The sequence below is a fragment of the Variovorax sp. dw_308 genome (assembly GCF_019207085.1).
In the GTDB taxonomy this organism is placed as follows: domain Bacteria; phylum Pseudomonadota; class Gammaproteobacteria; order Burkholderiales; family Burkholderiaceae_C; genus Variovorax.
The window spans coordinates 67,354-82,022 of record NZ_JAATOM010000006.1 but is presented as its reverse complement, the minus strand read 5'-3'; the positions used below and the strand labels follow the sequence as shown (position 1 = coordinate 82,022).

The following is a 14,669-nucleotide window of genomic DNA, read 5'->3' as shown; positions in this document are numbered from 1 at the left end:
CTACGCGGGCGCGTGGCATACCGCCTCGATGTTGTGCCCGTCCGGATCGCGCACGAACGCCCCGTAGTAGTTCGGGTGGTAGTGCGGCCGCAGTCCCGGTGCGCCGTTGTCCTTGCCGCCCGCGGCCAGGGCCGCGGCATGGAAGGCGTCGACCTGGGCCCGTGTGTCGACGCGGAACGCGATGTGGATGGGCGGGACGTTCGCCGTGCCGGCGGCGATCCAGAAGTCGGGCTTGGGCGCGACGCCGAATCCCGCGTTGTCGCCGTGTCCGCTGAGCGCGGCGGGGACTTCCATCAACAGCGCATAGCCGATGGGCGCGAGCGCCTGGGTGTAGAAGGCCTTGCTTCGCGCGAAGTCGCTGACGCCCAAGCCTGTGTGATCGATCATGAATGCCTCTTCTGTGGGATGAATGACGGACGGTGCGCTATGCGCCAAGGAACCGCTCGACCAGCGCCACGGTCAATGGCGGCATCTCCTGCATCGGATAGTGGCCCGAGTCGGCCAGCGATTCAATGGTGAGCTGGTGGCACAGCGGCCCCAGCGAGCGCTCGACCGCCTCGCGGCGCATCGGTGGCGCATCCTGCTCGCCGGTGATGGCCAGCACCGGCAGCGCGATGCGCGCAGGCGGATCGGGCAAGCCGTCGCGGGCGAACATGGCGACGTACGCGGCCGCCGCGGACGGCTCGGCGCAGGTGCGCCAGCGAGCGGCCTTGTACGCCGTCCAGCCCGGAGACAGGCGGGCGCCGAAGCGCTGCGTGAAGCTCTGCAGGCGCGTCTCGTCATCGGCCAGCGCGAGCCCTTGGGATGCCGCGAGCATCGCGTCGTCCGCGCCGAAACCCGCGGGCGGTGGCGGCGTCAGCACGACGGCCCGCGTGATGCGGTCGGCATGGTGTTGTGCGAGATGCAGCGCCACGAGCGCACTCATCGAATGCCCGACGATCGCGAATCGATCCCACCGAAGAGCCTGCGCCACTGCCATGACATCGGCTGCGGCCTCCGCCAGTGTGCAGGTGCCGGTGCGGTCACGCGACCTGCCGTAGCCGCGTAGATCGACGAGGGCGAAGGCGAAGCGTCTGGTGTCGAGGTACTTGCGCGCGTCGTCCCAGGTCGAGGTGTCGCACAGCCAGTCGTTCATGACCAGCACCGGGATCGGTCCGCGGCCGTACACCTCATGGCCGAGCACGGCGGCGCCGTCGACCACATGAGTGCGCGCGCCGGGCTCGTTGCTTTCCTGCTGCGTCGTCATTGGCGTTTGCTCCAGGCTTGGGGGGGGTGGACCGTTGGCCGCGAAGTATGCCCGCGACGATGTCCCATGATGCAGCTGCGTGGCATGGCCCCGCGTCAGACGATTTCGCGCGGTGATCCGACAATCCGGGCAGCACGCTTTTCGACGACCATCGCGTGGCGCCCAGAACGTCCCATCGGAAGACATGAATGACTGACCCGCAGCTCTCGTTCCTCAACCCCTACGCGCATGGCTTCGCCCGCGTCGCCGTCGCCGTGCCGCGCAATCGCGTGGCCGATCCGGTGTTCAACGCGGCGGAGGCGATCCGGCTCTACCGAGAGGCGGCGGCCGAAGGCGCCGTCGTCGTGGCCTTCCCCGAGCTGGGCCTGTCGGCCTACACCTGCGACGACCTGTTCCACCAGGCCGCCTTGCTCGATGCGTGCGGAGTCGCGCTGCAGCAGGTGGTCGAAGCCTCGGCATCCATTGGCGCGGCGGCCATCGTCGGCCTGCCGCTGCGGGTCGACCATCGGCTCTTCAATTGCGCCGCCGTGGTCGCCGGCGGCAAGCTGCTCGGCGTGCTGCCCAAGACCTACCTGCCCAACTACGGCGAGTTCTACGAAGGCCGCCAGTTCAACGCCGCCGATGCCGCGCTGTCCACCGAGATCGACTGGCGCGGCGAGCGCATCCCCTTCGGCGCCGACCTGTTGTTCCAGTGCCGGCAGATCCCGCTGCTCAAGCTGCACGTCGAGATCTGCGAGGACGTCTGGGTGCCGATCCCGCCATCGAGCTACGCCGCGCTGGCCGGCGCCACGGTGCTGGTGAACCTCTCCGCATCGAACATCACCATCGGCAAGTCGGCCTATCGGCATCAGCTGGTGAGCCTGCATTCGGCGCGTTGCCTGGCGGCCTACCTGTACTCGTCGGCCGGCATCGGCGAGTCGACCACCGACCTGGCCTGGGACGGCCAGGGCCTGATCTACGAAAGCGGCGAGATGCTGGCCGAGAGCGAGCGCTTCAGCAACAGCTCGCACATCGTCTCGGCCGACGTGGACCTGGAGCGCGTCTCGCGCGAGCGCATGCGGCAGAACTCCTTCGGCGTGTCGGTGCAGAAGCACAAGGCCGAACTGTCGAAGTGGCGCACGGTGCCCTTCGACGTGGCCGTGCCGGCGCAGCCGCCGCATGGCCTCATGCGAAAGGTGGAGCGCTTTCCCTACGTGCCGGCCAATGCCAGGACGCGCGACGAGCGCTGCCATGAGGTGTTCAACATCCAGGTGCAGTCATTGGTGCAGCGCATGGAGGCGACCGGCATCTCGAAGCTGGTCATCGGCGTCTCCGGCGGCCTTGATTCGACCCACGCGCTGATGGTCTGCGCGCAGGCCATGGACCGCCTGAAGCTGCCGCGCGCCAACATCCTGGCCTACACGATGCCCGGCTTTGCCACCAGCGACCGCACCCTCTCGCAGGCGCACAAGCTGATGGCCGCGACCGGTTGCTCGGCGCAGGAAATCGACATCCGTCCCAGCTGCCTGCAGATGCTCAAGGACCTGGAGCATCCCCATTCCGACGCGGCGCCCCGATACGACATCACCTTCGAGAACGTGCAGGCCGGCGAGCGCACCAGCCACCTGTTCCGCCTGGCCAACCTGCACAACGGCATCGTGGTCGGCACCGGCGACCTCAGCGAGCTGGCACTCGGCTGGTGCACCTACGGCGTGGGCGACCACATGTCGCACTACAACGTCAACGCCAGCGTGCCGAAGACGCTGATCAAGCACCTGGTGCGCTGGGTCGCCGACACCGGCCAGATCGGCAGTGACGGCAGCGACGTACTGCGCGCCATCCTCGACACCGAGGTCAGCCCCGAACTGATCCCGTCCACGCCCGGCGCCGACCAGCCGAGCCAGAAGACCGAGGACACCATCGGCCCCTACGAGCTGCAGGACTTCAATCTCTACTACACGCTGCGCTACGGCTTCCGCCCGACCAAGGTGGCCTTCCTCGCCTACACGGCATGGCACGACCTCACGCAAGGCGCGTGGCCGGACGATTCGCACGAACTGGTGCGCAACGAGTACGGGCTGCGCGACATCAAGCGCCACCTCGGCACCTTCCTCTGGCGCTTCTTCAAGACCAGCCAGTTCAAGCGCTCCTGCGTGCCGAACGGGCCGAAGGTCGGCTCCGGCGGCTCGCTGTCCCCGCGCGGCGACTGGCGCGCGCCGAGCGATTCGGAGGCCGAGGTCTGGCTGGCGGAATTGAAAGGTGTGCCGGACTAAGCCCACTCCCGAATGCGCCTGCGGCAGGCTTCGCTTTGCTCGCCCTGGGTGCATACGCGCTGGGGCTGTCCACGAGAGGCTTCGGCGCGCCGGGGGCATTCGAACTTTGCGACACTCGACGGACACTGCGCCCATGTCCGTATCCGTATCCGAAACATCGCCTTGCCAGGTCCAATGGGCGGGTGAGTCCCTCTGCCTTCTGCCCCAACGCGCGCTCTGGTGGCCGGCCGGCGGCACGCTGTTCGTCGCCGACCTGCACCTCGGCAAGGCCGCGACGTACCGCGCGCTGGGCCAGCCGGTGCCGGGCGGCACGACGCGGCAGAACCTCGCGCGGCTCGACGATCTGATCGCGCGCCGTGCGCCGCGGCGCATCGTGTTCCTCGGCGACTTCCTGCATGCCGCGCAGGCGCGCACGGTGCTCGCCGCGGTGCAAGCCTGGCGCGCGGGCCATGCCGCCATCGCGATGACGCTGGTGCGCGGCAACCACGACAGCCGCGCCGGCGATCCGCCCGGTGCGCTGGACATCGACGTGGTCGACGAGCCCTGGCTGCTCGGTCCCTTCGCCTGCTGCCACCATCCGCAAGCGCACCCCACGCATTTCGTCCTGGCAGGTCATCTGCATCCGGTATGCAAGTTGCATGGGCGTGGACGCGACAGTTTGCGCTTACCCTGCTTCGTGAGCGAACCGGACCGCGCTATCCTGCCTGCCTTCGGGGAGTTCACTGGCGGCTGGCTGATGGAAGCGATGCCGCACCGGCGATTCCATGGCGTCGGTGGCAACAACGTATGGACGTTGCCGGCACTTTAGTTCCAGACCCTCGATGCTGTTCGACCATCCTTCCTTCGCCGCACCCGACCTGCGCGAGCGCGCGGCCCGGCTGTTGATCGCGTCCGCGCCCATGACCCAGCTCACCCTGGCCGACGCGATGATCATCGTGGACTCGATGGAGCCGGTCTTCGTCACCATGGGCACGGTGGTGATGGAGGAGGGCGAGACCGAGGACACCGGCTACATGGCGCTGGTGCTCGAGGGCGACCTGCGCGCCGAGAGCGGCAACGGCATCGCCGGCGAGCGGCTGGTCATCTCGATGATCGGCCCCGGCAGCCTGCTCGGCGACATGGGCGCCATCGACGGCTCGCCCCGCTCGGCCACCTGCACCGCGCTCACCGACGTCAAGCTGGCCATCCTGTCGAGCGCCATGCTGCTGGCGCTGATCGACACCCACCCGGCCGTCGCGGCGCGGCTGCTGCTGGCCATTTGCACCGGCATGTCGGCGCGGCTGCGCGAGAACAACCGCAGGCTGCTGGCGTTGTCGAACGTCACCCGCGCGGTGCAACTGGAGCTGGACGCGACCCACTCGGTCAACCGCCGCCTCCTGGGAGCCTGACGAAGTCCTTTTCCTGTGCGACCTTTCCCAAAGTCGTGAGGGCCGCTTCTGAAAGCGCGCTCTGGCCATTGTCGAGGGGGGACGCCGACCGGACACTCCCCACTCGCAGCGCCAGATCGCGAGCACGGCCGGTGGAGAACCCGTCCGCGCAGCCCGCAATAAAGGCTCGCACGCCCACCGGCGGCGGCCTGGCGCACCCCGATCTCAGATTTCCCGATTGCCATGTATTCCCCAACGATCAGACCCGTCTTCAAGCGACGCTGGATTCCCGTCGCCATCGCCCTGGCGATCTCGCTCATGTGCACGCTCTTCGCGTTGACCGCCAAGGCCTCCGCGCCAGGCTGCCAGAACGCGAGCGCCAAGCACAGCAAGTACAAGCGAGCCGTGCCGAAATGCGCATCACAGATGGCGCGGCACGACCACGGCGTTGACGTGAAGTCGGCAGCCGCGCGTGCGTCCGGTTCGAGCGAGCGACTGGCCTCGGCCACCGCGCTCACCCGCGGGCCGCGGGCGAGCCAGTAACCTGGCGGCATGTCTTCCGTGGCGGGGGTTCGCAGGGGTTCCAAGGCAGCGGGAATGCGGACTTGACCGTACGCGAAGGACACGAAGGTTTCGCGAAGGACGCGAAAGGAAACCAAAAAATGCTTCTTTGGTTATCTTTTGACTTTTTTGCGTCCTTCGCGTTTCTTCGCGTCCTTCGCGTACGGTCAAGTCCGATTCCGTATTTCCTGCTTCAAACGCCCCCAGCTACCTCAGCCAGCCGCAATCCGGGCCAGCGCGCCGCATAGTCGCGGGCCTTGCGCAGGTACAGCGCACGGTGGTCGCACAGCGCATTCGGCGCCAGCACGCCGTCGTAGATCGCGTCGAGCCCGTGCGGCGCATACAGCGTCGGTCCGTGCGGGCCCGGTTGCAGTGCGACGCAGGTGCCGGCCACCAGGAAGCGGTCGATGCCGTCTCGGGCACAGGTCAGCGCCGGATAGTCATGCCCGAACCAGTCGCCGTACCAGGTATGGACGCGCGCCTGGTTCTTCGCCTCGACCACGATGCCGCGGTCTTCGAACAGGCGATGCACGCGTGCACCCACGGCCTGCTCGGCTTTCTCCGACAAATCGCTGCCATCGAAATAGAACAGGTCGTAGTCGCGGATGCCATCGGTCGGCGCGCGCCCGGCACGGAGGCTCCATACGGTCTGGAACAGGCAGCCCGCCACCAGCCACGCATCGGGCAGCGCCAGCGCCGGCATTCGCGCGAGGATGACGCGGTTGTGATCGTTGCGCAGCACCTCCTCGATGAAGCGTGCCGCTTGTTCCGCCGGCACGTTCACAGGATCACGGGCGCATCGGGCAGTTCGTTGCGCGAGGGCGTATCCGGCGCACTCGGGAAGTGTTCGACCAGCAAGGCCGACACTTCCTCCAGCGCCTGCGTCAGCCCGTCCTCGAAGCGGCCTTCGCGGAAGGCGGCGCCCATGCGCTTCGTCATGGCCGCCCATTCGGCGTCATCGACATGCGCATCGATGCCGCGGTCGGCCACGACCTCGATCGCGTGCTCGGCCAGCAGCAGGTAGACCAGCACGCCGTTGTTCTGTTCGGTGTCCCACACGCGCAGCTTGCCGAACAGCATGATCGCGCGCTGCCGCGCCGGGGCGTCGCGCCACAGGTAGGACATCGGCAGGCCGGCCTCGACGCAGATGCGGATCTCGCCCGTGTGGCGATGCTCGCTGGCGGCCACGCGGCGCGTCAGCCGCTCCAGCATGTCCTCGGGCAGCACGCGGCGCACCTGCGCCTCGTCGAGCCAGCGATGGCGCCAGATGCGCCCGAGCCTGGAGAAGAAATCGGCCATGCCTACCAATCCCCCGAGGCGCCGCCGCCACCGAAATCGCCGCCCCCGCCGGAGCTGAAACCGCCGCCGCCCGATGAGCCGCCGCCAAAGCCGCCACCGCCGCCGAACCCCCCACCGAAGCCGCCCCCGCCAAAGCCGCCGCGCCGCCCGCCGCCCAACGCCGGCAGGCCGATCGCGCCCGACACCAGCGTGAACACCAGCGCCACGATGCCCGCGATCACCGCGAGCACGATGCTCGACGTGATCACCATCGCCACCACGCCCGCGCCCACGCCAGTGACCAGCGGCCCCAGCTTGCTGCCCAGGATCGAGCGTGCCACCCGTCCCACCACCAGCACGCCGAAGAACAGGAAGATGCCCAGTTCGCCCCAGTCCACGTCGCCAATGTGGAAGCCATCGTCGCCGCTGTCGCGGGCCGTCGGCTCCGGCAGCGCCTCGCCATTGATGCGCGCGATGAGCTGGTCGGTGGCAGCGCTGAGCCCGCCCGCGAAGTCGTTGTTGCGGAAGCGCGGCTTCATCTCGTTGTCGATGATGCGCGCCGCCGCCAGGTCGGGCACCGCGCCTTCGAGGGCCTTGGCCACCTCGATGCGCATCTTGCGATCGTCCTTGGCAACGATCACCAGCACGCCGTCGCCGATGTCCTTGCGCCCGATCTTCCAGGTGCTCGCCACGCGGTACGCATAGCTCGCGATGTCCTCGGGCGCCGTGGTCGCGACCATCAGCACGACGATCTGCGAGCCCTTCTTCGTCTCGAAATCGGCGAGCTTGGCCTCCAGCACCTGGCGCTGCGTGGCATCGAGCGTGCCGGTCTGATCGATCACGCGCGCCGTGAGCGCGGGCACCGGCTGCACGTTTTGCGCGAAGGCCGTGCCCAGCACCAGAGTGAACAGCAAGAGGGCGGCGAGGACACGCTTCACCAGTGCCGCCCCCGGCACGGTCCCTTCGGAAATCGCCTCGGACCCGGAATGACCAAGCCGACTGCGTCGTTCTCGGCAAGGGGCGGAAGCGCACGCGGTGCGCGAAGCCTGGAGGGAAGTCACATGTTTTGCGCGGAGACCGGGAGCGCGCCTATTTCTTTTCGAAGTCCACCTTCGGCGGCTTCGAGATCTCGGCCTCGTTCTCGACGCTGAAGGTCGGCTTCGGCGGATAGCCGAAGATCTTCGCCGTGATGTTGGTCGGGAAGCTGCGCGAGAGCACGTTGTACGCCTGCACCGTCTTGATGTAGTTGTTGCGGGCCACGGTGATGCGGTTCTCGGTGCCCTCCAGCGTCACGCGCAGGTCACGAAAAGCCTGATTGGCCTGCAGCTGCGGATACTTCTCGGCCACCACCATGAGCCGCGACAGCGCACCCGACAGTTCGCCCTGCGCCTGCTGGAACTTGTTGAAGGCCTCGGGGTTGTTGAGCGTCTCGGGCGTGACCTGGATCGACGTGGCCTTGGCCCGCGCTTCCACCACCTTGGTCAAGGTGTCCTGCTCGAAGCTGGCCTCGCCCTTCACGCTGGCCACGATGTTCGGCACCAGGTCCGCGCGCCGCTGGTATTGGTTGAGCACCTCGCTCCAGGCCGACTTGCTGCTCTCGTCGAGCGTCTGGAAATCGTTGTAACCACAGCCCGTCAACGACAGGGCCACCATGATCATGAACAGCCAGCGTTTCATCGTTCGTTCCTCCTGCAAGACAAGGCGGCGACGGTAGCATAGATGCCATGGCGGTCGATACCTTTCAAGCGATTCAGGCCGCGGGCCGCCATGTGCCACCGCCTGCACGTACCGCCGCATCCACGCTGCTGCTGGCCGGCGCCACGGGTGCGCTGGGCAACGAGTTGTTCAACCGCCTGGCCGGGGCGCAACGGTATGCGCGGCTGCTGTTGCTCGCGAAGGAGCCGATCACCGATGGCTTGCGCGGCGTCGCGTCCTTGCAGGTGCCCGCCTTGCCGATCGCGCAGTGGCCCTTGTGCGCGGCGGACGTGGCGCTGGTGTCCTTCGATCCGCCTCGGCTCTTTCACGATCGCGAGCGTGCGCTGTGGACACCCGCGCCAACCGACCTGCCCGAGCTCGCGCGCTGGTTGAAGGCCTGCGGCGTGCGGACCATCGCCGTCGTGCAACCGCATGCGCAAGGCCGCATGCCCGACGCCCTCAAGCACGGCCTGGCCGGCCTCGACGAGCATGCCGTCGTCGCATTGGGCTTCGAGCGCGTGCTGCTCGTGCGCTCGGCGCAGAAGCCGACGGCGCAGCGCTTCGCGAATCCAGCCGAGCGACTGGCCGCGTGGATGCTTTCGATCTTTCGCTTCATGGTGCCGAGCAGCGAGCAGCCGGTGCGCGCGAGCAAGGTCGCGGAGTTCGTCGAGCGCGCCCTGCAAGTGGCGCCACCGGGCGTGCACGTGGCCTCGCCGGAGATCGTGTGGCGGGCCACGCAAGGCAGCCTCGACGAGGTGGTGGACGGCTGGCTGGGAGGCACAACAAGGTGAAGCAGTCTGTTGTTGCCAGGAATTCATTCGGGGGCACCCGCGGAACCGACTTTGCCGTGCCGCTGGGTGCACCCGCTTGAGGGACTGAGGGCCGCGGCTCGAGGCCTGCCCGTGCAGGCTTGGACGGCCCGCCCGCAAGAGCAGCCGCCTCCTGCGGCCGCACGTGGCGCCGCAGGCGCATTCGGGGCCTATACCAAGTCGAACAACTCCGGCAGCACATCGATATCGTGCGCATGCCGGATGCCCGCGATCACCGCCGTCATCAAGGGAAACCAGATCGAATCACGGGCGTTGCGCAGGTAGGCGCGGACATTGACGGTCCACTCGGCCGGCGTGCGGTACAGCGCCACCTGCGGGACAAAGGCCGGCGTGGCGTGCGCGTACACCGCGTACTCGGGAAAGCGGTCCTGCATCAGCTGCTCCTCGGCCCTGATCACCGCCGGATACAGGATCGCGAAAGCGGCGACCAGCACGGTCAACACCAGCAGGGAGCCCGTGAGCGCGCCCAGCCCGACCATGCCGATGAGGTTGCAGACATAGAGCGGATGGCGCGACATCGAATAGGGGCCGTCCTTCACCAGCATCGTTCCCTTGCGTCCGGAGATGTAGAGGGCGCACCACAGCCGTCCCACCAGCGCCAGGCTCACGAAGGCAATCGCCACCAGCACCATCGCGCTCATCAGCCACGGCGGCGGCGACGCGGATTCCCCGAGCAACAGCGCGAGCAGGATGCTGCCCAGCAGAACCCGCCAGATGGCGATGCGGCGACGCACCAGGAAGGGCGCGGGCGCCGGCCCGGCAAGGGTGGTCTGGGTGAGCATGCGATCCCCTGGAGTTGTCTGCGCAAGATCGGCCCAACGTGCCGGGCTGTCAAGACTTGACATTTCTTGCTTGACGACACTTATTTGTCAGTTGATCGTGAATCAAAGCCTCCCGACCATCGGACCGATCACGGGAGAGCAAGGCAAAATCGGGCCATGCCCAAGACCCCTCACCGAGCCGCCGCCCTGGGCGGCACCGCCGACGATGTCGAGGCCGCCTTCTACGAGTCGCTGCAGCGTGGCGACGTCGAGGCGTTGATGGCCTGCTGGTCCGACGAGGACGAGGTGTTCTGCGTGCATCCTGGCGGTCCGCGCCTGGTCGGGCCGGTGGCGATCCGGGCAGCCTTCGAGCAGATGTTCGGCAACGGCGCCATCCATGCCACGCCGGCGCATGTGCGCAAGGTCGAGTCGCTGGCCAGCGCGGTGCACAACGTGCTGGAGCGCATCGAGGTGCTCACGCCCGACGGCCCTCGCCACGCCTACGTGCTGGCCACCAACGTCTATCACAAGACCGCCGAGGGCTGGCGCATGGTCGCGCACCATGCCAGCCCCGGCTCCGCCCGCGAACCCGACGACGCGAGCGAACTCCCCCAGACCCTTCATTGATGCAGACCTACGCAGCCCCGCGCTGGTTGCCCGGTGGCAACCTGCAAACCATCTGGCCCGCACTCTATGGCCGTCGCACCGAGGGCCCCGCACCGGTCTATCGGCGCGAGCGCTGGCCCACGCCGGATGGCGACTTCGTCGATGTGGACTTTCTCGAAGCGCCGGTGCGCAAGGGGCAGCCATTGCTGGTGCTGTTCCATGGGCTCGAAGGCTCGTCGCGAAGCCACTATGCCGAGGCTTTTGCGGCCTTTGCGGCGGCGCGCGGCATGGCCTTCGCGGTGCCGCACTTCCGCGGCTGCAGCGGTGAGCTGAACCTGGGGCCGCGCGCCTACCACTCGGGCGACTTCGAGGAGATCGGCTGGATTCTCGGGCGGCTTCGCGCGAAGCACGATGCCGCGGGCGGCGGCGAAATGTATGCAGCGGGCGTGTCGCTTGGCGGCAATGCGCTGCTGCGCTGGGCCGAGGAAGCGGGCAACGGCGCGAGCCGCATCGTGCGGTCCGTGGCGGCGGTGTCGGCGCCGGTCGACCTGGCCGCCGGCGGTCGCGCCATCGGCCAGGGCTTCAACAAGCTGGTCTACACGCGCATGTTCCTGTCGACCATGAAGCCCAAGGCGCTGGCCAAGCTGGAACAGCATCCCGGCCTGTTCGACCGCGAGGCGCTCGTCGCGGCCCGCGACCTCTACACCTTCGACAACGTCTTCACCGCGCCGCTGCACGGCTTCAAGGACACCGAGGACTACTGGCGCCGCGGCTCGGCCAAGCCGCACCTGTCGGAGATCCGCATCCCGGCACTGGTGGTCAACGCGGCCAACGACCCCTTCGTGCCGGCGGACAGCCTGCCGCGTCCGGGTGAGGTGGGGGCCAATGTCACGCTGTGGCAACCGGCGCAGGGCGGGCACGTGGGCTTTCCGCGCGGGTTGCCGCCGGGGCATGTGCAGACGATGCCGCAGGCGGTGGGGGAGTGGTTGCGGGCGCAATAGCGGTGGGCGGCTGCACCGCGCCTGTGGGGCTGCGGATGCCCGCAACCGGGTGGCGCGATGCGGCGCGATCAGGCATGGTGCAGATTCATTCGGACCCGGGCCGTGCGTGCCGGATCCATGCGCGCAAAATGCCCGCATGGATGACATCGTCAAGCAAGCCCTTGTCAAATGGCCCAACGTGCCGCATTGCTACGGCTGGCTCGGTCTCGATGCGCGTGGCAACTGGTATCTGCGCGACGATCGCACGCAGGCGGCCGGATCCTTCGTGGAGGCCCGGGGCTCGCTGCTGGAGCATGCCAAGCTGATCGACTTCATCCAGCGCAACTACGAACACGACGATGCCGGCCAATGGTTCTTCCAGAACGGGCCGCAGCGCGTGTATGTGGAACTGGAAGCGGCGCCTTTCGTATGGCGCATTGCCGAGGGCGACTTCGCCGTGACGGCGCACACCGGCGCTGCCGCCGAACCCACCGCCTGCCTGATGGACGAAGCGGGAAAGCTCTATCTCGTCGCGGATGCCGGCTTGGGCCTGGTCCACACGCAGGATGTGGGCGTGGCGGCCGAAGCCATCGAGCAGGGGCGCTGGCAGCCGGAGGATGTCCTCGCCGCCGATCTGCCCGCGCGCTTTGGGCACGTCATGAGCCCCGCGGCGATGCATGCCGCGCAGCGCGCGTAGCGCTTCACCGGCATCCGGGCGGGTCGGCGTCGGCGCCGGGCAAAGGACTCGGTTTGCGTGCGGCAACGAGCGAGTCACGCGTGGCATCCACCGCGCCAATGAAAAAGCCGACCTCGGGGGTCGGCTTCGTCTTGCAGGGTCTGCGTGCTTACTTGGCCGGTGCCGGTGCAGCAGCAGGCGCCGCCTCGGCGGTGGTGGCGGCAGGGGCTGCCGCAGGAGCCGCCGCCGCAGCAGCAGCCGGTGCACCTTCAGTCGCAGCAGCAGCCGCAGCAGCAGGAGCCGCAGCAGCCGGCGCAGCAGGAGCCGCCGCACCATCCGCCGCCGGCGCGGCGCCTTCGGCCGGCCGTTCCGGCACGGGGAACTTGGCGCCACCCGCATTGGCCATGTAGACCACGGCACGGCCGATTTCCAGGTCTTCGAAGTCGCCACCGCCCTGGGGCGGCATCACGCCCTTGCCCTTCAGCGCATGTTCGAGCAGCGTGGCATAGCCCTGGCCGATACGCGGACCCCAGGCGGCAGCGTCGCCGTAGTGTGGTGCGGTCGGCAGGCCGGGGGCGCCATGGCAAGCGGCGCATTGCGTCTTGAACACCACTTCGCCTTGCACGAGCGGACGGTTGGCGTCACGGATCTCGATGCTGCCGACGCGCTTCAGGCGATCCGCCACTTCCGTGTCGCGCGCCTCCTTGGTGACACCGTACAGGTCGAGCTCGGTCTTGGCCGCGCCAGCGGGCTGCGAGCCCGACACCACGTAGGCAACCAGTGCAAAGATGATCCCGATCGGTACGACGAACGAGAAAAAAACCGCCAGCAGAAGCTGCTTGGGATTCTTGATGGGGCCAGTGTGGGCTTCTTCTGTGGCCTGGTAGTGCGGGTCTGCGCTCATGGCGTCCTCAAAATCGGGGGCTTCTCGGGGGTCTGCAAATCAACCGGCGATTATAGGGAGGGCTATTGCTCGCCTCGGGCCGCGGAACAAAGCTTCTTGCGCCCGTTCATCCCTTCCAGCCGCCCCCCAGCGCCTTGTACAGCGTGACCTGGTTCTGCAGTTGCTGCAGCCGCGCCTGCACCGCGGCCTGCTGCGCGACGAACAGCGCGCGCTGGGAGTCGAGCAGGTCGAGCGAGTTGGCAACGCCGTTGCGCCAGCGCAAGGTGTTGAGCTTCAGGCGCACGTTTTCCGCATCCGTCGATGCACGCAATGCGCGCACCTGCTCGCCGAACGTCTGCCGGCCAGCGAGCGCATCGCCCACTTCGCGGAAAGCGCTCTGGATCGATTTCTCGTACTGCGCCACGGCGATCTCGCGGCCTGCGCGTGCCGAGTCGAGGTTGGCCTGGTTGCGGCCCGCATCGAAGATCGGCAAGGTGATCTGCGGTGCAAAGGCCCACGCCTTGGTGCCGCTGTCGAACAGGTTGGAGAACTGCGTGCTCGCCGTGCCGATCGACGTGGTCAGCGCCACGCGTGGGAAGAAGGCCGCACGCGCTGCGCCGATGTTGGCATTGGCAGCGATCAACTGTTGCTCGGCGGCGCGGATGTCGGGCCGGTCCGTCAGCAGGTCGGATGGCAGGCCGGCCGGCACATCGGCCATGGGCCTGGCGTCTTCGAGGCTGCGGATGCCGCTCATCGATTCGGCCGGCACCGGTGCGCCGAGCAGCAAGGCGAGCGCGTTCTCGTCCTGAATGCGCAGGCGCTGCAGTGCCGCGAGAGCCGCGCGCGCGTTCTCGGCGAGCGAACTGGTCGCCTGGAAGTCGATTTCGGACGACACGCCGTTGTCGAAGCGCATCTTGGTCAGGCGCTGCGAGTCTTCGCGCGTGGCCAGGGTCTGGCGCGTGATCTCCAGCAGTTCCTCGTCGGCCAGCAACTGCAGCCAGCCGTTGGCCACCGCTGCGATCAGGCTGATCTGCGCCGCATTGCGCGCCTCTTCCGTCGCGAGGTACTGGGCCAGCGCCGAGTCCTTCAGGCTGGTGATGCGGCCGAAGAAGTCGAGCTCCCAGGCGGTGATGCCGAGGTTGACCGAATACTGCGACAGCACGCTGCCGCCCAGGCCGATCGCCTGGTACGGATTGGGGCTGGTGCGCGAGCCATTGGCCGATACGCCGACGTTGGGGAACAGCGCCGAGCGCTGTACCTGGAACTGCGCGCGGGCCTGCTCGATGTTCTGCACCGAGACGCGCAGGTCGCGGTTGTTGGCGAGCGCCGTCTCGATGAGCCGGGCCAGGCGCGGGTCGGTGAAGAAGTCCTGCCAGGCCACGGTCGATGCGGCTGCGCCGCCGGGCTGCGACGGGTCGCCGGGGAACACGGTCGGCACCGGTGCGGCCGGGCGCTCGTAGGTGGGCGCGAGCGAACAGCCGGTCACGAACAGTGCCGCGGCCAACGCGAGTGGGATAAGTTTCATGCTGCGTGA

At 68.0% G+C, this 14,669-nt stretch carries 17 protein-coding genes; 8 read left to right on the top strand and 9 right to left on the bottom strand.

All coding sequences use genetic code 11. The features are described 5' to 3' along the window. On the bottom strand, window positions 1–387 hold the full coding sequence (locus HCU76_RS14460) for a VOC family protein (RefSeq protein WP_218509770.1): 387 nt from the start codon (window positions 385–387) through the stop codon (window positions 1–3). A 37-nt stretch (window positions 388–424) separates the two neighbouring features. Next, complete coding sequence (locus HCU76_RS14455) at window positions 425–1,246, bottom strand: alpha/beta fold hydrolase (protein ID WP_218509769.1); 822 nt, start codon at window positions 1,244–1,246, stop codon at window positions 425–427. A 188-nt stretch (window positions 1,247–1,434) separates the two neighbouring features. Between HCU76_RS14455 and HCU76_RS14450 the strand changes: the two genes are divergently transcribed. The 4 genes from HCU76_RS14450 to HCU76_RS14435 all read left to right on the top strand — a co-directional run bounded on the left by HCU76_RS14450 (window position 1,435) and on the right by HCU76_RS14435 (window position 5,408). Continuing rightward, window positions 1,435–3,498 carry an NAD(+) synthase gene (locus tag HCU76_RS14450; RefSeq protein ID WP_218509768.1) on the top strand — a complete coding sequence of 688 codons (2,064 nt, stop codon included), beginning with the start codon at window positions 1,435–1,437 and terminating at the stop codon, window positions 3,496–3,498. A 133-nt stretch (window positions 3,499–3,631) separates the two neighbouring features. After that, on the top strand, window positions 3,632–4,306 hold the full coding sequence (gene pdeM / locus HCU76_RS14445) for a ligase-associated DNA damage response endonuclease PdeM (protein WP_218509767.1): 675 nt from the start codon (window positions 3,632–3,634) through the stop codon (window positions 4,304–4,306). 13 nt (window positions 4,307–4,319) lie between these two features. Beyond that, the gene (locus HCU76_RS14440; protein ID WP_218509766.1) at window positions 4,320–4,886 is read left to right on the top strand and encodes a Crp/Fnr family transcriptional regulator; all 567 of its coding nucleotides are present in this window, start codon (window positions 4,320–4,322) and stop codon (window positions 4,884–4,886) included. Window positions 4,887–5,108: 222 nt separating this feature from the next. Further along, entirely contained in the window at window positions 5,109–5,408 is a 300-nt protein-coding gene (locus tag HCU76_RS14435) for a hypothetical protein (protein WP_218509765.1), read from the top strand. 211 nt (window positions 5,409–5,619) lie between these two features. On the opposite strand, the gene HCU76_RS14430 is transcribed toward HCU76_RS14435, so the two are convergent. From HCU76_RS14430 to HCU76_RS14415, 4 genes are all read right to left on the bottom strand, one after another. Further along, a complete protein-coding gene (locus HCU76_RS14430) occupies window positions 5,620–6,210 on the bottom strand; it encodes a nucleotidyltransferase family protein (protein ID WP_371319828.1) in 591 nt (196 codons plus the stop codon). Beyond that, a complete protein-coding gene (locus tag HCU76_RS14425) occupies window positions 6,207–6,725 on the bottom strand; it encodes a TPM domain-containing protein (protein WP_213958488.1) in 519 nt (172 codons plus the stop codon). The genes HCU76_RS14430 and HCU76_RS14425 overlap by 4 nt, the downstream gene beginning before the upstream one ends. 2 nt (window positions 6,726–6,727) lie before the next feature. Next, window positions 6,728–7,642 (bottom strand): YgcG family protein, encoded by a 915-nt coding sequence (locus tag HCU76_RS14420; RefSeq protein WP_371319827.1) that lies wholly within the window; start codon window positions 7,640–7,642, stop codon window positions 6,728–6,730. Between the two features lie 151 nt (window positions 7,643–7,793). Next, window positions 7,794–8,381 (bottom strand): LemA family protein, encoded by a 588-nt coding sequence (locus HCU76_RS14415; protein ID WP_218509763.1) that lies wholly within the window; start codon window positions 8,379–8,381, stop codon window positions 7,794–7,796. Between the two features lie 47 nt (window positions 8,382–8,428). On the opposite strand from HCU76_RS14415, the gene HCU76_RS14410 reads away from it, so the two are divergent. Then, complete coding sequence (locus HCU76_RS14410; protein WP_218509762.1) at window positions 8,429–9,190, top strand: hypothetical protein; 762 nt, start codon at window positions 8,429–8,431, stop codon at window positions 9,188–9,190. A gap of 188 nt (window positions 9,191–9,378) precedes the next feature. Here HCU76_RS14410 and HCU76_RS14405 read toward each other — a convergent pair whose 3' ends face one another. Continuing rightward, window positions 9,379–10,011, bottom strand: coding sequence for an isoprenylcysteine carboxylmethyltransferase family protein (locus HCU76_RS14405; RefSeq protein ID WP_218509761.1), 633 nt, complete (start codon window positions 10,009–10,011; stop codon window positions 9,379–9,381). A gap of 156 nt (window positions 10,012–10,167) precedes the next feature. Between HCU76_RS14405 and HCU76_RS14400 the strand changes: the two genes are divergently transcribed. From HCU76_RS14400 to HCU76_RS14390, 3 genes are all read left to right on the top strand, one after another. Next, entirely contained in the window at window positions 10,168–10,617 is a 450-nt protein-coding gene (locus HCU76_RS14400) for a nuclear transport factor 2 family protein (RefSeq protein WP_218509760.1), read from the top strand. Next, window positions 10,617–11,597, top strand: a complete 981-nt coding sequence (locus HCU76_RS14395; RefSeq protein ID WP_218509759.1) for a YheT family hydrolase — start codon at window positions 10,617–10,619, stop codon at window positions 11,595–11,597. Before HCU76_RS14400 ends, HCU76_RS14395 begins: the two co-directional genes overlap by 1 nt. Window positions 11,598–11,733: 136 nt before the next feature. Beyond that, window positions 11,734–12,273, top strand: a complete 540-nt coding sequence (locus HCU76_RS14390; protein ID WP_218509758.1) for a DUF2946 family protein — start codon at window positions 11,734–11,736, stop codon at window positions 12,271–12,273. A gap of 148 nt (window positions 12,274–12,421) precedes the next feature. On the opposite strand, the gene HCU76_RS14385 is transcribed toward HCU76_RS14390, so the two are convergent. Both HCU76_RS14385 and HCU76_RS14380 read right to left on the bottom strand, forming a co-directional pair. Further along, a complete protein-coding gene (locus tag HCU76_RS14385) occupies window positions 12,422–13,156 on the bottom strand; it encodes a c-type cytochrome (protein WP_218509757.1) in 735 nt (244 codons plus the stop codon). Window positions 13,157–13,262: 106 nt separating this feature from the next. Continuing rightward, the gene (locus HCU76_RS14380; RefSeq protein ID WP_213958530.1) at window positions 13,263–14,660 is read right to left on the bottom strand and encodes an efflux transporter outer membrane subunit; all 1,398 of its coding nucleotides are present in this window, start codon (window positions 14,658–14,660) and stop codon (window positions 13,263–13,265) included. Between the last annotated feature and the right edge of the window lie 9 nt (window positions 14,661–14,669).

What these genes read in the sequence shown, in the direction of transcription:
- HCU76_RS14460 (WP_218509770.1), bottom strand. Translation starts at nt 387, where the DNA reads ATGATCGATCACACAGGCTTGGGCGTCAGCGACTTCGCGCGAAGCAAG.
- HCU76_RS14455 (WP_218509769.1), bottom strand. Translation starts at nt 1,246, where the DNA reads ATGACGACGCAGCAGGAAAGCAACGAGCCCGGCGCGCGCACTCATGTG.
- HCU76_RS14450 (WP_218509768.1), top strand. Translation starts at nt 1,435, where the DNA reads ATGACTGACCCGCAGCTCTCGTTCCTCAACCCCTACGCGCATGGCTTC.
- pdeM (WP_218509767.1), top strand. Translation starts at nt 3,632, where the DNA reads ATGTCCGTATCCGTATCCGAAACATCGCCTTGCCAGGTCCAATGGGCG.
- HCU76_RS14440 (WP_218509766.1), top strand. Translation starts at nt 4,320, where the DNA reads ATGCTGTTCGACCATCCTTCCTTCGCCGCACCCGACCTGCGCGAGCGC.
- HCU76_RS14435 (WP_218509765.1), top strand. Translation starts at nt 5,109, where the DNA reads ATGTATTCCCCAACGATCAGACCCGTCTTCAAGCGACGCTGGATTCCC.
- HCU76_RS14425 (WP_213958488.1), bottom strand. Translation starts at nt 6,725, where the DNA reads ATGGCCGATTTCTTCTCCAGGCTCGGGCGCATCTGGCGCCATCGCTGG.
- HCU76_RS14415 (WP_218509763.1), bottom strand. Translation starts at nt 8,381, where the DNA reads ATGAAACGCTGGCTGTTCATGATCATGGTGGCCCTGTCGTTGACGGGC.
- HCU76_RS14410 (WP_218509762.1), top strand. Translation starts at nt 8,429, where the DNA reads ATGGCGGTCGATACCTTTCAAGCGATTCAGGCCGCGGGCCGCCATGTG.
- HCU76_RS14405 (WP_218509761.1), bottom strand. Translation starts at nt 10,011, where the DNA reads ATGCTCACCCAGACCACCCTTGCCGGGCCGGCGCCCGCGCCCTTCCTG.
- HCU76_RS14400 (WP_218509760.1), top strand. Translation starts at nt 10,168, where the DNA reads ATGCCCAAGACCCCTCACCGAGCCGCCGCCCTGGGCGGCACCGCCGAC.
- HCU76_RS14395 (WP_218509759.1), top strand. Translation starts at nt 10,617, where the DNA reads ATGCAGACCTACGCAGCCCCGCGCTGGTTGCCCGGTGGCAACCTGCAA.
- HCU76_RS14390 (WP_218509758.1), top strand. Translation starts at nt 11,734, where the DNA reads ATGGATGACATCGTCAAGCAAGCCCTTGTCAAATGGCCCAACGTGCCG.
- HCU76_RS14385 (WP_218509757.1), bottom strand. Translation starts at nt 13,156, where the DNA reads ATGAGCGCAGACCCGCACTACCAGGCCACAGAAGAAGCCCACACTGGC.
- HCU76_RS14380 (WP_213958530.1), bottom strand. Translation starts at nt 14,660, where the DNA reads ATGAAACTTATCCCACTCGCGTTGGCCGCGGCACTGTTCGTGACCGGC.